19 protein-coding genes are annotated in these 21,790 nt (G+C 64.1%); 9 read left to right on the forward strand and 10 right to left on the reverse strand.

Features of this window, described 5'->3' with window-relative positions:
- Together trpE and V7P99_RS12350 are read right to left on the reverse strand one after the other, a co-directional pair.
- Nucleotides 1-1,490: anthranilate synthase component I (gene trpE / locus V7P99_RS12345; RefSeq protein WP_442909902.1), on the reverse strand; the 1,490-nt coding region annotated here is incomplete at its 3' end.
- A gap of 13 nt (nucleotides 1,491-1,503) precedes the next feature.
- Nucleotides 1,504-3,408 carry a peptidylprolyl isomerase gene (locus tag V7P99_RS12350; protein WP_333795126.1) on the reverse strand — a complete coding sequence of 635 codons (1,905 nt, stop codon included), beginning with the start codon at nucleotides 3,406-3,408 and terminating at the stop codon, nucleotides 1,504-1,506.
- Nucleotides 3,409-3,683: 275 nt separating this feature from the next.
- Between V7P99_RS12350 and tpiA the strand changes: the two genes are divergently transcribed.
- The 4 genes from tpiA (at nucleotide 3,684) to V7P99_RS12370 (ending at nucleotide 7,359) form a co-directional block, all read left to right on the forward strand.
- Nucleotides 3,684-4,469, forward strand: a complete 786-nt coding sequence (tpiA, locus tag V7P99_RS12355) for a triose-phosphate isomerase (RefSeq protein WP_333795127.1) — start codon at nucleotides 3,684-3,686, stop codon at nucleotides 4,467-4,469.
- Nucleotides 4,470-4,539: 70 nt separating this feature from the next.
- The gene (locus V7P99_RS12360) at nucleotides 4,540-4,917 is read left to right on the forward strand and encodes a hypothetical protein (RefSeq protein ID WP_333795128.1); all 378 of its coding nucleotides are present in this window, start codon (nucleotides 4,540-4,542) and stop codon (nucleotides 4,915-4,917) included.
- A 278-nt stretch (nucleotides 4,918-5,195) separates the two neighbouring features.
- Complete coding sequence (gene secG, locus V7P99_RS12365) at nucleotides 5,196-5,555, forward strand: preprotein translocase subunit SecG (RefSeq protein ID WP_333795129.1); 360 nt, start codon at nucleotides 5,196-5,198, stop codon at nucleotides 5,553-5,555.
- 175 nt (nucleotides 5,556-5,730) lie between these two features.
- On the forward strand, nucleotides 5,731-7,359 hold the full coding sequence (locus V7P99_RS12370) for a CTP synthase (protein WP_333795130.1): 1,629 nt from the start codon (nucleotides 5,731-5,733) through the stop codon (nucleotides 7,357-7,359).
- 85 nt (nucleotides 7,360-7,444) lie between these two features.
- Here V7P99_RS12370 and V7P99_RS12375 read toward each other — a convergent pair whose 3' ends face one another.
- Nucleotides 7,445-7,957 carry a hypothetical protein gene (locus tag V7P99_RS12375; protein WP_333795131.1) on the reverse strand — a complete coding sequence of 171 codons (513 nt, stop codon included), beginning with the start codon at nucleotides 7,955-7,957 and terminating at the stop codon, nucleotides 7,445-7,447.
- Nucleotides 7,958-8,283: 326 nt separating this feature from the next.
- Between V7P99_RS12375 and V7P99_RS12380 the strand changes: the two genes are divergently transcribed.
- Nucleotides 8,284-8,919, forward strand: a complete 636-nt coding sequence (locus V7P99_RS12380) for a hypothetical protein (RefSeq protein ID WP_333795132.1) — start codon at nucleotides 8,284-8,286, stop codon at nucleotides 8,917-8,919.
- Between the two features lie 25 nt (nucleotides 8,920-8,944).
- On the opposite strand, the gene V7P99_RS12385 is transcribed toward V7P99_RS12380, so the two are convergent.
- A complete protein-coding gene (locus V7P99_RS12385; RefSeq protein WP_333795133.1) occupies nucleotides 8,945-10,126 on the reverse strand; it encodes an OpgC family protein in 1,182 nt (393 codons plus the stop codon).
- A 1,005-nt stretch (nucleotides 10,127-11,131) separates the two neighbouring features.
- Here V7P99_RS12385 and V7P99_RS12390 point away from each other — a divergent pair.
- The 4 genes from V7P99_RS12390 (at nucleotide 11,132) to aroC (ending at nucleotide 15,132) form a co-directional block, all read left to right on the forward strand.
- A complete protein-coding gene (locus tag V7P99_RS12390; protein WP_333795134.1) occupies nucleotides 11,132-11,347 on the forward strand; it encodes a cold-shock protein in 216 nt (71 codons plus the stop codon).
- A 351-nt stretch (nucleotides 11,348-11,698) separates the two neighbouring features.
- A complete protein-coding gene (locus V7P99_RS12395) occupies nucleotides 11,699-13,192 on the forward strand; it encodes a DEAD/DEAH box helicase (RefSeq protein ID WP_333795135.1) in 1,494 nt (497 codons plus the stop codon).
- Nucleotides 13,193-13,399: 207 nt separating this feature from the next.
- A complete protein-coding gene (locus tag V7P99_RS12400; protein ID WP_333795136.1) occupies nucleotides 13,400-13,618 on the forward strand; it encodes a hypothetical protein in 219 nt (72 codons plus the stop codon).
- A 425-nt stretch (nucleotides 13,619-14,043) separates the two neighbouring features.
- Nucleotides 14,044-15,132, forward strand: a complete 1,089-nt coding sequence (gene aroC / locus V7P99_RS12405) for a chorismate synthase (protein ID WP_333795137.1) — start codon at nucleotides 14,044-14,046, stop codon at nucleotides 15,130-15,132.
- 45 nt (nucleotides 15,133-15,177) lie between these two features.
- Here aroC and V7P99_RS12410 read toward each other — a convergent pair whose 3' ends face one another.
- The 6 genes from V7P99_RS12410 to pelF all read right to left on the reverse strand — a co-directional run bounded on the left by V7P99_RS12410 (nucleotide 15,178) and on the right by pelF (nucleotide 21,786).
- Nucleotides 15,178-15,540: a PRC-barrel domain-containing protein gene (locus V7P99_RS12410; protein ID WP_333795138.1), complete on the reverse strand. Its 363-nt coding sequence runs from the start codon at nucleotides 15,538-15,540 to the stop codon at nucleotides 15,178-15,180.
- Nucleotides 15,541-15,693: 153 nt separating this feature from the next.
- On the reverse strand, nucleotides 15,694-16,194 hold the full coding sequence (locus V7P99_RS12415; RefSeq protein ID WP_333795139.1) for a DUF421 domain-containing protein: 501 nt from the start codon (nucleotides 16,192-16,194) through the stop codon (nucleotides 15,694-15,696).
- Between the two features lie 171 nt (nucleotides 16,195-16,365).
- Nucleotides 16,366-17,361, reverse strand: coding sequence for an MJ1477/TM1410 family putative glycoside hydrolase (locus V7P99_RS12420; protein ID WP_333795140.1), 996 nt, complete (start codon nucleotides 17,359-17,361; stop codon nucleotides 16,366-16,368).
- A gap of 18 nt (nucleotides 17,362-17,379) precedes the next feature.
- A complete protein-coding gene (locus tag V7P99_RS12425; protein WP_333795141.1) occupies nucleotides 17,380-18,759 on the reverse strand; it encodes a polysaccharide biosynthesis/export family protein in 1,380 nt (459 codons plus the stop codon).
- A gap of 40 nt (nucleotides 18,760-18,799) precedes the next feature.
- A complete protein-coding gene (gene pelG / locus V7P99_RS12430) occupies nucleotides 18,800-20,242 on the reverse strand; it encodes an exopolysaccharide Pel transporter PelG (protein WP_333795142.1) in 1,443 nt (480 codons plus the stop codon).
- Nucleotides 20,239-21,786 carry a GT4 family glycosyltransferase PelF gene (gene pelF / locus V7P99_RS12435; RefSeq protein WP_333795143.1) on the reverse strand — a complete coding sequence of 516 codons (1,548 nt, stop codon included), beginning with the start codon at nucleotides 21,784-21,786 and terminating at the stop codon, nucleotides 20,239-20,241. Before pelF ends, pelG begins: the two co-directional genes overlap by 4 nt.
- Between the last annotated feature and the right edge of the window lie 4 nt (nucleotides 21,787-21,790).

Consider the following 21,790-nt stretch of genomic DNA (forward strand, 5'->3'; position numbering starts at 1 on the left):
TTGGCTTTGTTGATGCACTCCTGCTGCTCTTTTTCCGGCACGCTGTCGTAGACGATGCCGGCGCCCGCCTGCACATGCAGCGTCTCGTCCTTGATCAGCGCCGTGCGCAGAACGATGCAGGTATCCATCTCGCCATCGGCCGTGAAATAGCCGACGCATCCGGCATAAGGCCCGCGTTTCGCCTTCTCGAGCTCGTCGATGATCTCCATGGCGCGCACCTTCGGGGCTCCCGAAACGGTGCCGGCCGGAAACCCAGCCATCAGCGCATCGATCGCATCGCACGACCCCGAGAGCCGGCCGACGACATTCGAGACGATGTGCATGACGTGGCTGTAGCGCTCGATGACGAACTTCTGCGTCACCTCGACGGTGCCGACCTCCGCCACACGGCCCACGTCGTTCCGCCCGAGGTCGAGCAGCATCAAGTGCTCGCTGCGCTCCTTGGGATCGCGGATGAGCGCGTCCGCAAGCGCCTTGTCCTCGGCTTCCGTTCCGCCGCGCGGCGCCGTGCCTGCGATAGGTCGGATGGTCACCTCTCCGTCCCGCAGCCGGACGAGGATCTCGGGAGAGGAGCCCACCAGCGCGAACGAACCGAGATCGAGATGGAACAGGAAGGGCGACGGATTCGTGCGCCGCAGCGCCCGATAAAGCGCGAACGGCGGCAGCGCAAACGGCGCCGAGAAACGCTGCGACAGTACCACCTGGAAGATGTCGCCGGCGCGGATGTACTCCTTGGCGCGCTCGACCATCTGCATGTATTCGGGCGCGGTGGTATTCGAGCGCGGCTCGGGCTGCGCGAGCGTGCTGGCGGCCGGCGCCGGCGCGTGGGGCAACGGCGCATCGAGCGCCAAGACTGCCCGCCGGAGACGCTTCAACGCGCGCTCGTAGGCCGTCTCCGCGTCGGTCTCGGGATCGGGCCGCACCGGCGTCACGATGATGATCTCGTCCTTCACCGAATCGAAGATCACGACCACCGTCGGGCGCACGAGCACTGCGTCCGGCACGCCGAGTTCATCCGCCTTGCCTGCGCCGAGCCGCTCGATGAGCCGAACCGTATCGTAGCCCATGTAGCCGAACACGCCGGCGGCCATAGGCGGAAGCTCGTCCGGCAGCGCCAGGCGCGAACGATCGAGCAGCGCCCGGAGCGACGTCAGCGCCGGCTCGGCGTCCTCCACAAAGGCATCAGGCGCGTTCGCGGGATCGCGGTTGATCTCGGCCGTGTGCCCACTGGCGCGCCAGACCACGTCGGGCGCCAGTCCGATCACCGAATAGCGGCCGCGCACGGCCCCGCCTTCGACGGATTCGAGGAGGAATGAGTAGGGTTTGCCGAGCGCCAGCTTGAGATAAACGGAGACTGGTGTCTCGAGGTCGGCGACAAGACGTGTCCACAAAACCTGCGGCTCGCCCGCCCTGTAGCGGGCTGCAAAAGTATCACCCGCCGGCAGCGCCTCGATGTCAGGCACAGCGTCTCCTTGGGAGAGCGTGGTCAAGAAAACCGCCTTCCTACTGGACGCTCTCCGAGGCGGCGCCGGTTGCCCGGGCAAGCTCCGTCTCGTTGACGTAAACTTTCAGCCCCTGCTTCAGCGCCTCGACATAGGCGATGAGATCATCGTTGGCGAGCTGCGACGCAAGCTCGTCTTCGAGCTTGTCGGCCTCTTCCTTGTTCGGCGGCTGGGCGGCGAAGATATCCTTCACCTGGAATATGACGCGGCTCGCCCGGTCGCTCGTTTCCGCGTAGCCCGCGCCCCCCTTAGGCAGCGCGAAGGCCTGCTTCACGGCTTCCGTCGTGAGGCCCGGCGGCGACATGTTGCGCTTAATATTCTCCAAGACGTCCGCCTCGCCGCCCGCCTCCGCGGCAACCGCTGCGAAAGCATCGCCAGCCTTCAGGCGATCGACGAGCTTCTGCGCCAGCTCGTCGAGCTGCCGTGCCGTCTCCTTCTCCACATAAAGCGTCTTCACATCGTCCTTGACGTCCTCGAAGGGCTTCTGCTGGCGCTCCGTCACCGAGAGCACGTCGAACCACGCGTAGGCCGGGCCAGGCATCTCCACCACATCCGGCTGCATGCCCACCCCGGTGGCGAAGACCTCCTTGATGAGAACGTCCGCATCCGGGATATCGATGGCCGTCTTGCCGTCCGGCGTCTGGTTGTCCCGGTCCACGGCCTCGGCATCGATGAAGGTAAGCTTCTGCTCCTCGGCAATTTCCTTGAGCGTCTTGCCGGCGTTGCGGCCCTCCTCGACGAGGTCGTAACGTTCCTGGACGAGACCTGAGGCACGCTCCCGGGCGAGCGTATCGCGCACTGTGTCCTTCACCTCCTCGAAGGTGCTCTCCTTGCCCGTATCGATCTCCACCGCGCGCACGAGCACGGTCGCAAAGCGGCCCTCGATCGGCTCGGACAGCTTGTCGCGCTCGAGCGCAAAAGCCGCGTCCGCGATCTTGGGATCGATGAGCTGGCTCTTGGTCAGCATGCCAAGATTGACGTCGCTCTCGCTCGCGCCCTGCTCATTTGCGACATCGAGGAAGTTCTTCGTCCCCTCGACGATCTCCTTGCGGGCGGCTTCCGCCGCCGCCTTGTCCTTGAAAGCGATCTGCTGCAGGCGACGGCGCTCCGGCTTGTCGTAGGTCGCCTTGTGCTCGGTATAGTAGTCCTTGAGCTCGTCGTCCGTGAGCTGGATCTCGGACTTCAGCGCATCCGCCGAAAGCATCAGCACGGCAACCTTGCGGTATTCCGGCGTCATGAAGCTCGCCTTCTGCGCCTCATACGTCTCCTTGAGCTTCGCCTCGTCGGGCTCCGCAACCGTGATCTTCTTGGCGTCGATCGGCACCAGGTCGATGGTGCGGGTCTCGTCGCGCCAGGCATGGAGATCGTCAATCATCGGCTTCGGCACGACGACCGCCGAGGTAAGCGCATCCGAGATCTGCCCTCTCAGTTCGTCGTCGCGGCGGAGTGCGAGGAAGCCATGTTCCGTGAGGTTCAGCTGCCTCAGCAAACCATCGAAGCCTGGGCGCGAGAACTTTCCGTCGGGCCCGTGGAAATTCGGATCGTTGCGCACGCCTTCGGCCAGAGTTTCGTCTGAAAGGGAGAGGCCAAGCTTGTCGGCGTGGGCCTTGACCGCCGCTTGGGCGACCAGTTGCTCGAGCGCCTGCCTGTCGAGCCGCAGCATGAGCGCCTGCTCGGTCGTGAGCCGGCCTCCGTCCTGGAGGGTCACGCCCCGGATCATATTCTGGAACGCGCGCTGGAAATCCGTGACGGAAATTTCCTCGTCGCCCACCGTCGCCACCGCGCCGCGTCCATAGCCGCGGAACACATCGGAAACGTTCCAGAAAACGCCGAAGCTCACGATCAGAACGGCGAACAGAAGCTTGGCCACCCAGCCTTGGGCGCCGCGGCGCATGGCGTCGAGCATCGAGAAGCGTCTTCCTGTTAAATGCGGGGCCGCGGACGCATAGGAGGCATGGATACGACCGTCACCGCTTGTAGAAAATGATGAACCCGTCCATGACGGGGGGTGTCGGTTGATATGAAACCCAGCCCGCTCACGAATGCAAGACCGTGCTTGGAAGCTGAAAACAAGTTAATCCGGAGCGCGCCCAAATACGGACGGGGCTGGGCTCCGGCGCCATCTGCAGACAGAGCGTCGGCGCGGGCCGGACGAAACTGGATGAGGGAGCAGCCGTAAGGATGACCACGACCTCCATTCGCCCCCTGGTCGCAGGCAACTGGAAAATGAACGGGCTTTCAGACGCCTTGGGCGAAGCCGAAGCCATCCGGGACGGAGTCGCAGCACTCGGGGGACGCGCCCCCTCTGTCCTCATCTGTCCGCCCGCTACGCTGGTCGCGGCTCTTGCCGCCCGCATGGAGCGCTCGGCGCTCCGGGTGGGAGCCCAGGATTGTCATTGGGAGCCGTCCGGCGCCTATACCGGCGATATTTCTGCCGAGATGATTCGGAACGCCGGCGGCACGGCCGTCATTGTCGGCCATTCGGAGCGTCGCGCCGGTCATGGCGAGCTGGACCGCATCGTCCGCACCAAGGCGGCAGCGGCCCACCGCGCCAGCCTGCTCGCCATCGTCTGCGTTGGCGAAACCAAGGGCCAGCGCGAGGCCGGCCTGACCCTCGACGTCGTGCGCCGCCAGGTCGTGGCCTCCCTTCCCGAAGGGGCCACGGCAGAGAACACCGCAATCGCGTACGAGCCGGTCTGGGCCATCGGCACTGGCCTCATACCGAGCCTCACCGACGTGATCGAGGTCCACGCGGCCATCCGGCGCGAGTTGGCCTCACGCCTCGGCGAAACCGGGCGACGGATTGCCATTCTCTATGGCGGCTCGGTCAATCCCGGCAACGCTGGCGAGTTGCTGTCGCTACCCGAGGTCGGGGGCGCCCTCGTCGGCGGCGCGAGCCTTCGGGCGGAGGATTTCCTGGCCGTCATCCGCGCCGCCATGCCGGAAACCGGCAGCGCGCTTGCGTAGATCGACAAAACCGAGGGCCGAGGAACCCCGATGAGTAAAAACGAAAGCTGAAAACAGAACGAGGCTGAAGATGCGCATCGCCCGGACGCTTCTTCCGGCTCTCCTGCTGCCTTTTCTCTGGCAGCCATCGGCGGCGGCTCCGCTCGATGCCGAGGCCTGCGCCACGCTGCGGAAGGAGTATGAGGCCCTCGTGGCGGCCGGCGCCAAGGCCGATATGAGTCGTGGAGCAGACTGGGCGAAGACCAACCTGCCGTCCGAAAGGCTGGAGCGGATCGAGCGCCTCATCAACGCCGAGGAGCAGCTGAGCTTCCGTTGCGGAGAGCAGCTGACCGCCCGCCCGCAGATCAGCGAGCCGCCGCCCGCCAAGGCCGTAACGAGCGGGTTTCCCCTGCCGAAGCGCAAGGATGCCCGCGCGGCGAGCGCCGCCAGAAACCGGCAGGCGCGCTAGAGCCGTTCCGGTTTGAGTGGAAATGGGGAACGGCTCTACGTTCTCGTTTCTTCCTGCTTCTCGTCGGACACTTTAACCTGCATGGCTCCGCCAAGATCAATTCTCACTTTTCAGGAAGCACTCCAGATAATAATAGAAATCTTTCCCTCCCGGGCGGCGGAGGTGTCCTCTGCGGTGGCATTTCACGATCAGCCCTAGCCCTCTCGGCAAGGCTGGTGTAGAAGCCGGGACATCCCGAAGATGCTCGCGAATGCCGAAGGCATGGAGTTCTCGCTCTAATGATCACGGTTCTACTCGTCATCCACATCATGGTTGCGGCTGCACTCGTTGCCGTGGTGCTGTGGCAGCGCTCCGAGGGCGGGGCGCTCGGCATTGGCGGCAGCGGCGGCGGCGCGGGCGGCTTTTTGACCGGACGCGGCACGGCGAACCTGCTCACGCGCACCACGGCCGTACTCGCCGCCTGCTTCTTTCTGACGAGCATCCTGCTGACCATCGCGTCGAAGCGTCCGGGTCCGGTCGGCTCCGCCTTCGATGCCCCGGTCTCGGCTCCCGCACCGGGTCAGGCCCAGCCGGCATCTCCGGCCGCGCCCGCTGGCGACGGAGCGCCGAGAGGCGGCATTCTCGACAAGCTCCGCTAAACCGGGCCGGTCGTCTGGCGTGTGAGGAACAGGGCCGCGGCGCGCCACGCCCAGCCCCCGCGCGGTCGCTTGGGTCGGCCGTTGGGGCGCGAGCTTTCCCAGGCCTCACGACCGCCGTGGATGAGACAAGAAAACCTCTTCGAATCACACCCCTAGAGCTGTAGTGTTAAAGCCCATGCAACGGTACATCTTCATTACCGGTGGCGTGGTCTCCTCCCTCGGAAAAGGTCTCGCTTCCGCCGCCCTCGGCGCGCTTCTTCAGGCTCGCGGCTATGCCGTCAGGCTGCGCAAGCTCGACCCTTATCTCAACATCGATCCCGGCACCATGAGCCCTTACCAGCACGGTGAGGTGTTCGTGACGGACGATGGAGCCGAGACGGATCTGGACCTCGGCCACTATGAGCGCTTCACCGGCGTCCCGGCGAAGAAGTCCGACAACGTCACCACGGGCCGCATCTACCAGGACATTCTCGCGCGCGAGCGCCGGGGCGACTATCTGGGCGGCACCGTGCAGGTAATCCCCCACGTCACCGATGCCATCAAGCAGTTCGTGACGAGCGGCAACGAGGACGTCGACTTCGTGCTGGTCGAGATCGGCGGCACGGTGGGCGACATCGAGGGTCTGCCCTTCTTCGAGGCCATCCGCCAGCTCGGCAACGAGCTGCCGCGCAACTCCTCGATCTACATCCATTTAACGCTGCTGCCGTTCATCCCGTCGGCGGGCGAGCTCAAGACCAAGCCGACGCAGCATTCCGTGAAGGAGCTGCGCTCGATCGGCATCCAGCCCGACATTCTCCTCTGCCGCTCGGATCGCGAGATCCCGAAGGGTGAGCGTAAGAAGATCGCCCTCTTCTGCAACGTGCGCGAGGAGGCGGTGATCCAGGCTCTCGACGTCGCGTCCATCTACGACGTGCCGCTCGCCTATCATCGTGAGGGGCTCGACGACGAGGTGTTGGCCGCCTTCGGGATCACCGGCGTGCCGAAGCCCGACCTCTCCCGTTGGGAGAAGATCTCCCGCTCGATCGCCTCGCCCGAGGGCGAGGTGACGATCGCCATTGTCGGCAAATACACGGGCCTGAAGGACGCCTACAAATCCCTGATCGAGGCGCTGGTCCACGGCGGCATCGCCAACGGCGTCAAGGTCAATCTGGAATGGATCGAGAGCGAGATTTTCGAGCGCGAGGATCCGACGCCCTATCTCGAGGCCGTCAACGGCATCCTCGTTCCGGGCGGCTTCGGCGAGCGCGGCTCGGAAGGCAAGATCCTGGCCGCCAAGTTCGCGCGCGAGCGCCGCGTCCCCTACTTCGGAATCTGCTTCGGCATGCAGATGGCAACCTTGGAGGCAGCCCGCAACCTATGCGGCATCGCCGGCGCGGGCTCGACGGAGTTCGGCGCCACCAATGAGCCCGTCGTAGGTCTCATGACCGAGTGGATGAAGGGCAACGATCTCGAGAGCCGCCGCCAGGACGGCGACCTTGGCGGCACCATGCGCCTCGGCGCTTATTCCGCATCTCTCGCGAAGGGCAGCCGCATCGCCGGCATCTACGGCACGACCGAGATCTCCGAGCGCCATCGGCACCGCTACGAGGTCAACACCGACTACCGCGCCCGTCTGGAGGCCGCCGGTCTGCACTTCGCCGGCCTCTCACCCGACGGATTGCTGCCGGAGACGGTGGAGTACCCCGATCACCCCTGGTTCATCGGCGTCCAGTTCCACCCCGAGCTAAAAAGCCGCCCCTTCGAGCCGCATCCGCTCTTCAAGAGCTTCATCGCGGCCGCCGTGGAGCAGTCGAGGCTGGTGTAGAGCAGCCCCTTTATGGCGTCTCCAAAAAAGCCGCTTGCGCGGGGCGTTGCGCAAGCGGCCGGTCCGTGAAAAGCGAAAAGACCGATCAATCGACGTAGGCGATATGCTTCCGGCTATGGCTCGGCTGCACGCGGTCCTTCTTCGCCACGCGCTTCTTCGATGCCTTGTTGGCGTAGCGCTGCTTCTTCAGATCTTTTTTGCTGGCCGTCTTCTTGGCTGAAGACGCCTTGCTTGCGACCCGCTTCGTGGCATCGGGCTTCGCAGCGTAGTGCTTCTTGGCCTGGCTCTTTTTTGCGTACTGCTTTTTCGCAGTGTGCTTGCGGGCAACGTTGGTCTTCGCCGTCGTCTTCGTCCGGTACTTTTGAGTAACGGCCTTCGACTGGATCATCCCCGCATCTGCAAGCGCGCTGATGCAGCGGGTGGACAGACGAGGCCCGACGTCTTTCATGCACTTGCGCACGCCGGGGCTCCCGACGGCGTGCTGGCTGCAATGAGCGTAGTAGTCGTCCTTGCAGGCGAGCTTGACGGTCAGGCTGACGGCAAGGGCATGGCTGGTTGAAAACGCGAGCACGACGGCTGCGAGAAGTGTGGCTTTCATAAGGATGTCCTCCGTGGCGCCACAGCATTTCAACTGATTCTTTCGAATTTGACGAAGTTTTTCATGTGTTTGCTGCATGGAGAGCACATGCCTGCGCGTGTTCCCAGCCGTTGTTGGCCGGAAAACATGCGCGATCTCGCGCCCGTGAGATGACGGCGCCTCACCCAGGTGGATCCTTATGCTCGCGATGAGCAGCGCAAGATGCGCGGAAGCCTGTTCACAACTCTGCGTCGAGAGGGATTATGCTTCTTGGAATCGCGCGAAGCTCAAACCTCTCCCATGATGGGATGGCTCGCCCGTTTGCAACGCAGGGGCTGGGGGGTTCGATGGCACACGCGCTGAACTGGATCAGGGACCACGACGACCGCCTGTCCTTCGTGATTCTCTACATCGGCGGCGCCATCGCGCTCAGCATCTGGCTCAATCTGTTCTGGGTCATCGTGCTGATGCTCGTCCACTTCGTGCTCGAGATCATCCGCGGCCGCCTGCTCGGCGCGAGACGTCCCCTCGCCCACGCTCTGTGGGAAGTGAAGCTCGACATTGCCCTTGTCCTATTCGCGCTCGTGGTCGCCGTTTATTCGGATCACGTCCTCGGGCTGCTCGGCCTCGGTCAGGCTGCGCGGGCCGGGCAGGCCACACGCGGGCTACAGGCCGCCGCGCGTTTCGGCATCATCGAGCGCACCTTGCGCATCGTGGTGCTGACTTCGGACGACGTGCTGCGCCTCGCACAGGCAGCGTTCCGGTTCCGCAGCCGCTCCTCGGCAGCCATGAGCCCTGCGCCAGCTGCGCCTCCAGCCGTCGCCTCATCTCCGGCGCGCGCAAGCATCAGCGGCGGAGATGTCGCGAGCTTAGCGTTCGGCACCCTGTGCCTGCTCCTGCTCGTCCTCGCACCTCACCTCACCGGTACGGAGCCTGATGCCGTCATCAGCCACCTGCTGCATGAGATCAGCCCAACGCGTTGATCACGCGGCGGCGCTTTTTTCCGCCTCAGGAGGACGCAAGCGCAGGAGCGCGCCTGGGCTGTATCGAGAGCTTACGCAGCTCCTTGCGGCGTGACATCTCCCACGCGGCGGCGGCCATGATAGCGATGCCGATGACGTTGACCGCATGCATGACCGCTTTGCTGGTTCCGAGTTGCGTGAGCGCGATCCAGCCGAGAAACGACAGGAGCGTTCCGAGCGAGAAGATCTCGAGCGAGTGGCGCCCGCACGTCTGAACGGTCTGAGCCCACCGTTGCCGGAGCCAGGACGCCCGCGCGGGCACGATCGCCGCCACGAGATAGGCAAGTGCCAGCACATGCAGGAGGCGCCAGGCCGAGAGATAATGCTTGTCCATCGGCTCGACGAGCTCGCGCGCCAGAAGGCGCCCATCGGGAAGCCACGAGATCTGCTCCCACGGTGCCGCGACAATGAAAGCGAAAAGCACGTAGCCGGAAGCCAGAACGAGAAAGGCAGCACGTGGCGAAGCCTGCATCTGCATCGGCATCGGCATCCGTTCCTCGGACTGCGTGCGCCGAACGATGACGGAGACCGCCGCTCCGAACGTGAACAGAAGCTGCCAGGCGAACGGGTTGAAGAACCATCCCGCCTCACGCTGATGCGCCGGCAGATTGAGGGCCGCCACATTCACGGCGAGCCAGATAGCGAATGAAATACCGAGCGTCAGCGCCACGCTGCGCCGAAGCAGGATCAGGACCGCCGGCAGCCAGAACATCAACACGACGTACATCGGCAGGATGTTCATTTGGTTGGGTTGATAGAAGAGCACCATCGCGGAGCCGAGGGTGCGCCAGGGATCCGTGGCAAGGCTGCCGATGGCGATATTGGTCACATAGGACGGGTTCTGAAAGATGCGCGCGGCGCCATAAAGCAAGATCGCCGACGCGATGAAGACGATGACATGCCAGACGTAGATCTCGCTGGCACGCCGGCTCGCACGGGCAAACGCGCCGCGGAAATCGCCACGCTCCGCCATCGACCAGTAGGCGAGCCCGGCCGAATAGCCCGCCAGCAGAACGAACACTTCACTCGCATCCGCAAAACCGAAATTCCGGAGTGTTGCGGAAGCCCAGGCATTGTCGGGGATATGGTCGATGAAAATGAAGATGAGCGCCAGTCCGCGGAAAAAATCGATCCGCAGGTCCCGCTCTTTTCGCCGGCTTGTGCTCATGTGATGCACGTCTCCGATCTATCGATACGCCTCGCACACCAGGTACAACGCGCGAAGAGAGCTTCCGATCTCAAACTATCCTCTGATCACGGCGAACCCCACGGTCCGACGCGAGTCGATACGGCTACATCTCTCAAGATGAACGGGAGCAGAACGATGGCGAAGCGCGGCCGAGCGGTTCTTTTCAGCGGGCGCGCGCAGGGACACGCGGACGCCTCCCCAATAAGGCTGGAGGTTCCTGCGTCGCTCGCGTGATCAGATCAAAAAATGCGGGCGCCGCTGCATCAGGCGGGGAATTTTTTGATCATCATACAAGCGCCCGCCGGCTCCCCAGCCACTTGGCAATGACGCTCCGGTCGTGGAATTCGATCGCGCCGCAATTCTGGCAAACGATCACGAGCACATTAAGCACCGAACTCGACGAGCATCCGGGCGAAGCGCCCCGCTGACAACTCAGCGTATGAACGTCGAGATCGCATCCGGAGCGAAACCGTCCGCACACGGCGCAGCTCGTCAGGTGTTTGCCGAACAGAAACGCATCCACATCCGCCTTGGTAATCTCGCGAGTCTCTGTGTTCTCCATCACACCCACCCCTCGATTGGCGATTGCCTCCTCGTTTCGTCTCTCTGTTTAGATAGTCCGAACACGTCGCTCCAACAAGGTTCATGATACGTTCCGCAATGCAGCAACCGTCAGGAAGAATGCTGCGGCGCCCGCAGTTGCATGACCAATCGAGGCCAGCTAAACTGGTTGTGGCGGTATCCGCGGGCCTCTGCTCAGTCGCGTTATGTGCAGGGCGCATCAGATGCTCCTTGCTTTCGCCACAGACTGCCCGCATATAGCGTCCGCCGGTGCGCTCCGAGGTGGATCGCGCCCTCACGAAGTTGAATGAGAGAGCGTGCCACCGGCCGTTTACCCCATTCCTGATTGACTGAGATTCCGGGCTTGCGGCGTGCCGCCCGGAACTGGCTATCTTTTGTGCACGCATTTGAAGGAAGCATCACATGGAACGCATCACGGGCACCGTGAAGTTCTTCAACACCGCCAAGGGCTTCGGCTTTATTCAGCCGGAGGATGGCTCGAAGGACGTGTTCATCCACGTGTCGGCGCTCGAGCGGGCCGGCATCAACGGCGTCTATGAGGGCGACAAGCTGTCGTTCGTCCTCGAGGACGACCGCAAGGGCCGCGGCAAGCAGGCCGGCCAGGTGCAGCTGGTTTAGTCAGCTGCCTCGGCATCAACCGAGATTCGAAGCCGCTGGCCCTCGCCGGCGGCTTTTTTTCGGCAGCGGCCATGATGACGCGGCGTAGGCGGCTTCCTTGACTTCGCACCCGCAACATGAGAGAAGCCGCGCAACGCCCGATGCATTTTGGGCGTCAGGCGCTCCAGCCGCGTGAAGGGACATGTTCCGGGCCCATTGAGCCCATTTGTCTCCCTGTTGACCGCGCCCAGATTAAATTCCCCATCCGACTGCCCAGGCCACGCGGGGCGTCATAGAAGCCCTTGCGATGCTCCGCACCTACGCGGCGCCGCACGCCGTGCTGTGCGCGGCCACAGAGAAAGACCCATTCCTTTGTCATCATTTTCTGATCTTCACCTCGCCGAGCCGATCCTGAAGGCCCTCGCGCAGGAAGGCTATGTCTCGCCGACTCCGATTCAGGCCAAGTCCATCCCCTCCGTTCTCGAAGGCCGTGACCTGCTCGGCATCGCCCAGACCGGCACCGGCAAGACTGCGGCCTTTGCCTTGCCGATTCTCACGCGGCTCGCCGCCAACCGCCGCCCGGCCCCGCGCAAGGGCTGCCGCGCACTCGTACTGTCGCCGACTCGCGAGCTCGCCTCCCAAATTGCCGAAAGCTTCCGCGCCTATGGACGCCATCTCGGCGTCACGGTCGCCATCGTCTTCGGCGGTGTCGGCCATCGTCCGCAGGTGCAGGCGCTTGCCCGCGGCGTCGACGTGCTGGTCGCCACGCCCGGACGCCTTCTCGATCTCATGGATCAGCGCTCCGCTGACATCTCCGGCACCGAGATCTTCGTCCTCGACGAGGCCGACCAGATGCTGGACCTCGGCTTCGTGAAGCCGATCCGCCGCATCGTCTCGCACCTGTCGCACCGCCGCCAGAACCTTTTCTTCTCGGCCACCATGCCGAACGAGATCTCTGGCCTCGCCAACGAGCTTCTGCACGATCCGGTCAAAGTCTCGGTTACTCCGGTCTCGACCACCGCCGAGCGTGTCCGCCAGCGCGTGATCCATATCGAGGCGAGCAAGAAGCGCGCCCTTCTCGCCGAATTGCTGGCCGATCCGGACATGCGGCGCACCCTCGTCTTCACGCGCACCAAGCGGGGCGCCGACCGCGTCGCGCGCCATCTCGAAGGCGGCGGCACGAAGGTTGCGGCCATCCATGGCAACAAGAGCCAGCGCCAGCGCGAGATCGCGCTCGATGACTTCAAGGCATCGCGCATCAACGTGCTGGTGGCGACCGACATCGCGGCGCGCGGCATCGACATCGACCTCGTGACGCATGTCGTGAACTATGAGCTGCCCGAGGTTCCCGAAGCCTACGTGCATCGCATCGGCCGCACGGCCCGCGCCGGTGCATCGGGCATCGCCATCTCGTTCTGCGATGCCGAGGAGCGCGGCCAGCTTCGCGCCATCGAGCGCCTGACACGCCAGCAGATTCCTCACGAGGACCGGCGCAACGATCCCTCGATCGTCGCCGACCGTACACCGCCACGCCGGGAGGATGGCGAGCGCACGGAGGGCCCGCGCTACGGTGCACGGCCCCACCGCGGGCGCTCCAACGGTAGGCCGCAGCTCGAATCTCGCTCTGGCTCTGACCGGCAAGGCGCGCAAGGCCTTCGCAAGGATCGATCCGCGTCGGCCGGCATCAACGGTAAGGCCGGCGCCAACGGAAACCAGGCACGCCGCAAGAACGACCGTTCGCGGACAGGAGATGCACAGGGCGCGTCACACGCTGCCGGAGGTTTCGCCCGGCCGGGCCGTCGTCCGGCAGGAGGACGCCCACGCGGACCGAAGTCCGGAGGACAGAGCCGCCGCGACGTCGGCTGAGACCGCTTAAATCTAGAGCCGTTCCGATTAAGTGGAATCGGGGAACGGCTCTAAGCTTTTGTTCGATCGTGCTTCTTCTCGGAAAACCGGTTCCCACTTTTCCGGAAGCACTCTGGCGCATGACGGCTCCCGGCGCGCTGTTTCGATCTGGCCGGACGCAAGAGCATTTCGCTCTCGCGTCCGGCGTCTTGTCATGGAGGAGGACAGATGGCCCGCAAGAAACCGAACCCCAAGGCCGAGTTCGTACTGTTCAATGTCGTCTATGAGGACGGAACACAGACCTCGAATCGCCGCGTGCCAGGCGAGATCCTCGGCGGACTGGACGGCGACGAGCCCGCCCGCGCCGCCCTCGAAGCCCAAGACCGGGAGATCGAGGAGCGTTCCGGCCGCTCCCGCGCAGCGATTAAATCCTTCGCCCGCGTCTGATCTCGAGTGAAAAAGAAAGAGAGCCGAAGCAGCGGCAGCTTCGGCTCTCCCCATGCATACAAGAAGCGCAAGGCTTTCGACGGCGGCTGCTCAGGCCGCGAGGAAAGTCTCGCTGAAACGCATTCGACACGTACAGATACGCCAATTACGCGGAACATGCAGGCGACCCATTAACGGCCTGAATGACCGTCCCGGGTCCGCTTCCCCTATGCGCGAGCCTCTTGTCCGAGCGCTCGGCATGCACGGGGCAATTGCCTGCATACCTGCGTCGCCGCATCTTGCAAAATAAAACCGCACGTCGTCCTTCCTTGCCCCCTCGCTGCGGGCCACTTATGAGAGGGGACAGCCGCATCGGCCAAGGTTGTCGATGCCATCGTTTCATCCTGGGGCCCCCTCGCGAGGCAAGCCCCGCAAAGCGGCGCCGCATGTCACACAATACCTTCGGCCATCTGTTTCGCATGACGACCTGGGGCGAGAGCCACGGCCCCGCGATAGGTTGCATCGTCGACGGCTGCCCTCCCGGCATCCCGCTCACGGCCGAGGAGATCCAGGTCGATCTCAACCGCCGGAAGCCCGGCCAGTCCCGCTACACCACCCAGCGGCGGGAGGCGGATGCCGTCGAGATTCTCTCAGGCGTCTTTACCGACGGCGACGGCCCTACCGTGACGACGGGAACCCCGATCTCGCTCCTGATCCGCAACACCGACCAGCGCAGCAAGGACTACGGGGACATCAAGGCTGCGTTCCGCCCGGGACATGCCGACTATGCCTACTGGGCCAAGTACGGCATCCGCGACTATCGCGGCGGCGGCCGCTCTTCGGCACGCGAGACGGCGGCTCGCGTCGCCGCAGGCGCCATTGCACGCAAGGTCCTCGGCCCCTCCGTCGTCATTCGCGGCGCCCTGGTCCAAATCGGGGCGATGAGTATCGACCGGTCCCGCTGGGATTGGGAGACGGTCTCGTCGAACCCGTTCTTCTCGCCCGATCCCGGCACGGTTCCCGAATGGGCCCAGCATCTCGACGAGGTGCGCAAAAGCGGCTCGTCGGTCGGCGCCGTAATCGAGGTCATAGCCGAAGGCGTGCCGGCGGGCCTCGGCGCTCCGCTCTACGCCAAGCTCGACCAGGATCTCGCTTCGGCCATGATGAGCATCAACGCGGTGAAGGGAGTGGAGATCGGCGCCGGCATGGCTGCGGCCGAACTCACCGGTGAAGCCAACGCGGACGAGATCCGTATCGGCCCCGATGGGCGTCCGCGCTTCCTGTCGAACAACGCCGGCGGCATCCTCGGCGGCATCTCAACCGGCCAGCCGATCGTCTGCCGGTTTTCCGTGAAGCCGACGTCGTCGATCCTGACGCCCCGCCACACCATCGATGCAGCGGGCCATGAAACCGACATCATCACCAAGGGCCGCCACGATCCCTGCGTCGGCATCCGTGCCGTGCCGGTCGGCGAAGCGATGATGGCGCTTGTTCTCGCCGATCATCTGCTCCGCCATCGCGCGCAATGCGGATGAGGTCAGCCGCATTGCGCCATTTCTCGTGCGCACTGCAAGGCCGAGCTACGTCCAATAGCCGGGAGCGCCATAGTGCTCGTGCGTGCGTGTTTCCCAGGAACGATCGGACCAGGAATCATCGCTGAACTCGGGCGCGTTGCGAAGCTGCTCCTCCGTAATGCCGGTGCGATAGCCGCCCACCGCGGCATCATACTTCAGCGCTGACCAGGGGATCGGATAATGGCTATGAGCAAGCCCCAGGATACCGCCGAAGCTCATGACCGCGTAAGCGACGCGCCCTGAGACTTTCTCGATCAGTAGGTGGTCGATCTCACCGATGACCTCGTCGCTGGCGCCGATCACGTCGGTGCCGTGAACGTCCTCACTCGAGATCAGGCGGTGATCGGGATGAACGGTGGCGCGTGCCATGATAATCCTCCATTCGTTGTGTCGCCTGCTGGGTAAACCGCCGGCGGCGATCTTTTGTTTCAAGGCACGCAGTTTTCCGGCAGCGCTGAAGCGCGAGATGAGGCGGTAAGGCACTCCGAGCCGTTCCAGCTATTCCCACTGTTCCGGTGGCACTTAGGCGCCCGATTTCTTTATGACACTGAGCCGGCCATCGCCCTCGAGGCGCGCCACCTTGACGTCGCTCACTCGCTCGATCTGGTGCTCTCGCAATTGCCCGAGAAGCTCAGCCTCGGACAACATCTCCCGATCCAGAGCCGATTGGATCGCCCGGCCATCCTCGATGATCTTCAAAGGCGGAACGCTGAGCCAGGGACGCAGAGCCGGAAAGCGCCATGCGAGCCAATCCAGCGCATATTCCCAAGCCACGATCGTTAGAACCAGGCCGATGCCTTCCGTGACCGAGCTGTAATCCTTTCCGAGACCGTTTTGCGCGGCGTCAGCGATCAGCACGATGACAAGGAGATCCGCCGGCCCGAAGTTTCCAGTTTGGCGCCTGGCGATAAAACGAAGAATGGCAAACATCGCGAGGTACATGATGGTGCCGCGCACCACGATTTCGGGCACACCGATCTCCGGCACGAAGACGCTGTGCCAATCAACGAACGCAAGGCTCACGTCGAAGTCCTCTCCGAGCTGGCCGCCGTCACGTGCCGGCTGGTCCGTCGCTCAGCAATGGAACGGCTTTCCTCTGTGAACGCAGCACGTTGATCTCAGTTCCTCGAAGCCGCGCGCAGCAATGCCCCGGGAGATGCCGGCTTGCTCGAGCCGATCCCGGTTCGTCTCGCATCAGCGCACGTAGGAGACCGGCAGCTCATCGAGGGCGCGCCGCGCGAAGAACGGCTGGAACCCCATGGCATCGAGCTCATCCCGCGCGCGCGCAATCTGCGCCGGATCGTCGATGTACTCGATCGCGAACACAGGCAGCCCGTCGCGCTTCACGGCATTGAGCCCGGCAAGACTCCAGGCGATATCCGCATCCGTATTGCGGACGCCCGCACCGCGTAGTCCGAACAGGAGGCTTTCCTTGGCCGCGCCGTCGATATGGCCGCGATAGCGCGCATCACGCAGAAGTCCTTCCGCATTCTGGCCGACCACCAGGAATCCCGGCGCCGCTTCTCTCGCATGCGCCGCGAGCCCCCCCACGAGCGCGATCATGTCGTCCACGGCGCGGGCCCGAGTTCGGAGCCAGTCGGCATAGGCATCGACACGGTCGAGGAACACCCCGTCGAATCCTGCGTCGACGATGCAGTTCAGAATGGAGTGGCGGCCCGAATAAACGATGTCCTGCCACGCTGGATCCCAGAACCGCACGCCATGCGCTCCCGGCCAGTCCGGATTGGGCGCCGCAAGCCAGGCCGGAGGCCGCTCTTTCCATTCCGCGCGCCAATAAGGCCGATAGCTCTCGGCCTCTCCGACGCTCAGATAGCCGAGCACGATGCGGCGCCCGCCGTCCGGTTTCCGCTTCAGCCGCGCGACATCCTCCGGCGATGCAATGATGCTTTCCGGAACGCCGAGCGCATGATCGACAACGATGAAATCAAGCGCCGAGGCGCTCAACCGATCGACATCGATATTCTGGTACTGGCATCCCCAATATCGCGCCGCGCTCAGAAGCCTGATCGCCGCCCGTCGTTCCTCCGGCAGTACAGGCCCACCCGGGAACGGTGAACTCGGCGGCGAAGGAGATACGGGATCCCTCGCCATCGCAGCACGCCCGAACAATCCCGACAACAGCGTTGCCGATGCGCGTGCGAGAACGGAACGCCGGGACACGTCACGCATGGGGCACGCACCTTGCCGTCAGTTGCTGAAACGTCCGTTGATGTCGCCCGTCCCGTCCCGTCCCGTCGGCGACGTCGATCCGATCCGCACGCGCAGCACGTCGCCCGGCATCAACGGCGTCATCTCGTCCGCAGCCATCGCCGTCGGCGTGGCGCGCCCGCCTGGGCGGACGATCTCGAATTTAAGCGATGACCTCTGGTTCTTGGCCCCGGGAATGGGGACGCCGGCCGCCAGGACGTTTGAAATGGCGCTGATCGACGCGACAAGCCTCTCGCTCGCCGTCAGTTGCGAGAGGTTGTGCGCGAGATCGGCCGCGATGCGCCCTTGACGCTCGTCCCGCAATTCACGGAGCTCGTGCTCTTTTTGTGCCAGCAAAGACTGGCGGGTCTGGAGCTCGGACGTGATATCGAGCAGACGGGCCTCCGCTTCCACAAGCTCCACTTTGGCAAGCGTGACGTTCGTCGAGCGCAGATCTCCTTGCTGCTTGAGAAGAAGCAGATCGTCGAGACGAAGATTTCGGAGCGATATCAGATTCCCCTGCTTCCCCGCTCGCTCCCGCGCCGCGTCGACATCGCGCCGGGCGGCCGCGACGTGATCGGTGAGGCGCCTCTCAGCCTCGGCGAACATCTTCTGGGATTGCCTGAGCAGTGCGGTCTGGGCCTCCACGAGGTCCGCTATCTCGCTCCCGAGTGCGATCTCCTGCAGCCGGCTCGGGACGGAGATCGTATCTTTGTCATCCCGCTCCGCCTCGAGCCTCGCCCGTTCCGCAAGGAGCCGCTTGAGATCGAGAAGCGCCGCATCGTGGCGCTCGCGCTCGCGCATCACTTCGACGGCAATCGACTCGCGCCCGCGTCCGAGATCGGCGCCGCCCGCGAGCGCCACGGCATGCAGCACCATCATGTTCTTGACGTAGCGATAGGAGCCCGCGTTACGCACCTCCCCGGTTACAAAAACGGGCTCACGATCAATCAGCGATATCGTTACGTCGCAAGCGCGCCCGAACTGCTTCTCGAACGTGTCGGCGAGGCGGTCCTGGATATCATGCGTCGTCTGGCCCTCGGCCTCGAAGCCGCCGAGCCTTGGCAGAAAAAGAGAGCCATCCGCCTCGATCGCGTATTCGCCGCTGAGGTCGGCGCGCTGATAGAAGGACTTGATTGGCGGCCCTCCGGCTTTTCCCTCATCCGGAAAGTCCACGTGCTCGAAGAACATGATCTTGATGCGATCGCCGTGGACGAGGCGCTCTCCCGCCCAGACGGGCGTTGCCTGAGAGGTACCCGCGCCCGCCGCATCTCGGGGCTCCGCCACCCCCTGGGCCGGGATCATAACGACCGCGCAGGCGATGCACACACCGGCTGCAACGACGGATCTACGAAGGCATGCCTGGAATGGATCGAACATGACTGGTCCTCCGGACGCAAAAAACAGCTGACGCATTCTTTCAAAACGCCGGCCCATCGGCCGACATTTGCCGTGACGCCGCGAGAGCAACGCGTTGCTGGCGCACCGCTCCCTCGACGAAGGTGTGGTAGTCGAGCCGGTCGATGATCTTCAAAAACACCATGTAGGCCGCAGTTCCGCTGGCCACGCACGCCCCCAGGAAGCCGAGCCCCTGGTAATCGGGACCCAGAAAAAGCACCGCCGCCGTTCCGGCCGTGTTGAGCACGGCGAACAGCACTTGCAGGCACAGGAATTCGCGGTGCCGGTCGAAGAAGAGAAGCAGCGACGTCGTCGCCAGGAACAGAAGCAGAAACACGGCCGCGATGGCGCAAGACCGAAGGATCGGTATCCCGCTGTAGGGCAGCCCCACGACCCCGACGATGGCCGGCGCCAGGAAAACGACGATGGCCGAAATGGCGATCTGGTTGACGAGGATCCTGTCGAGCAGGCGCAGCGTCTTGTCTTTGAGAGCGGCGCTCCGGATCTCAATGTCAGAGAGGGTGGCATGATCGCCGATGGCATCGTAATAGCCACGATAGATGCTGCGATACTCGGTATCGAGAATGCGTATGAAATGCGCGAGCGAGGGTATAATCGCGAGCGAAGCTAGAAAGGCCGCGCTGTCGTAAAGGGGCGCATGCACGATGCCAGAGGATACGTGCTCTCCGGCCGGTCCCATCCAGATCACGAACTTGTCGGCCCATAGCGCCACAGCGCCAAAAAGCGCCCCGAACGCGATCAGGCGATAGTCCGCCATGCTGGCCGCGAAGGCACGCAGCGACGCGCCGAGCGCAAAATCCGGTACGCTCGCGCCCTTGAGCAGCCGGGCGCAAAGGGCAACGAAAACGACGGCCAGCCCGCCGCTGAATGCGACCAGCATGCCGTCTGCGGTAAACCCGTATGCCGCCGCCAGAAAGCTGCCTGCAACGGATATGACGAGACCAACCAGGAAGGTCACCGCGATACCCACGAAATCCCGCAAGGCATTGCAGGCTGCAAGCGCCACCCACGTCATGCCGATGATGCCGGTGGCGTGCACGAGTGCGAGCTGGACCTCGAACGACGCCGCCGCCAACCAGCACACGACGAGCGCCAGCGCCGCGGATAGGGCCCAGGCCAAGGGCAGCGCCGGAAGGAAGATGGTGGCGATCTCCTTGCGGGCATCGCCATAGACGGTATCCGCGAGAATGCGGCTCAAGGTGATGGCCACCGGCGCCGTCGCGATGAGCGAGAGCGCGAACGCGTAGATCAGCAGAGCACGGAAGTCGGCAAGCACGTCGCGCGTGGTGAAGTTCAGCGCAAGCTTTGTGACGAGGAGAAGAGCCGCAATGGTGAACAGCCAAGGCCCCACCGAGACAACGATCGAGCGGCCCATCTCCAGAAGGACGACGGCCAGATCACCGCGGCTCCGTGTCCGGAATCCCTCAGCCCCCGCGGCGCTCATTGCACGGCCTCCCCGATCGAGGCCGTCTGTTGCGCGGTGACGGCGGCGTAAAGATCTGAATAGGCGTTGCGCGCGGCTTTCTCCGTATAGGACCTCGAGACACGGGTTCTGAGCGCGCGGCCCATCGCTTCGCGCTCCGCGTCGTTCGTCAAGAGGCGCAAGACTGCCTCGGCCACCTGATCCGCAGCGATGACATCAGTAACGATGCCACCAGCGCCGATCGGCCCTTCATCGTTGCATCCGCCTTCGATAAGCTCGCGACAACACCCGACATCCGTCGTGACGCAGGGGATCGCAGCGGCTCCCGCTTCGAGCAGCACCAGGGGCTGCGCCTCGCTCAGGCTCGTGAGAACGATGAGATGGATAAAGGGCATATAGTCGGCGACGCGAACGCTGCCCGTGAACTCGATGTGCTCGTCAAGCCCGAGCTCGCTCACGAGATCCCTGCATTCGTCGAAGTAGGCCGGATCCTCGTCGGTGGGCCCCATGATCAAGGCATGCACCTCGGGCAGCGCCCCCCGGATGCGATCGATGGCCGAGATGAAGGTCTTGACGTCCTTGATCGGCGCCACGCGGCCGATGAGGGCGATGGTCGGGCGTTGCGCCGCGCCGGGCCGGGGGATCGCCGCATACGAGGCGGCATCGATGCCGTTGGGAATGACGCGCATGCGTTCCCGATCCGCGCCGAGCGCCCGCTGCATCGGCTGATTGCCCTGAAAGAGCGCAATGATGTGCGAGCTTGCCTGATAGCAGCACCGCGCGAACGACGAAAACGCCTCGATCCACACGTCGCGGACGTCGCGGCGCGGATCATCGATGGAATAGCCCTTCTCGATGGTGTCCGACAGCCATCGCGCCAGCATCAGGTCGATGCGCCGCTCGTTCGTATAGATGCCATGCTCGGTCAGAAGCGCGGGCCTTCCCGTCTCGATCGCCGCACGCGCCGAGAGCAGCCCCGCATAGCCGGCAGAAATGGAGTGGTAGGCCTTGGCCTCGGGCAATGGAAATGTCGCGACCGTGAACAGGCCGCCGACCAGTGACCGCCACGCCCAGAAGAACTGAAGGAACGAGGCTTGCGGCGCGAGGGTCGCATACATCCGCTGCACCATTTGCCATGCCATGGGCGAATTCAGGAGCGCGGCAAGCGACGAGGGGCCGAGCGCCCGGATCGCGCTCAAAGCCTCCCGGTACTCCGCAATGCCGCCGCCGGCAATGAAACGGCTCAACGTGTCCGCGAGCCTGCCGCAGTCTGCAAGCTGGCGATCCGTAACCTTTGGACTGTGTGTCGCAAGAACGGCGGGATCGCTGAGGTTCAGCTCGTGAAAGGCGATCAGGTTATCCGGCCGCTCGTAACGGGCATGCCGCGGTCCGGGACCGGCAGTGATGGCGACGACTGAGAACGTGAGGTCTCCCTGGCTCCGCATGAGCCAGTTCAGCCAGCTGGACACACCACCCGATACGAACGGGTAGCATCCCTCCACGATGAGGCATACGTCGCTCGCCGTGCGGGCGCCATCGCCAGGCCATGACGGAGCTTTGCTCATGTGC

This window comes from Hyphomicrobium sp. (assembly GCF_036780825.1).
Lineage (GTDB): Bacteria > Pseudomonadota > Alphaproteobacteria > Rhizobiales > Hyphomicrobiaceae > Hyphomicrobium_C.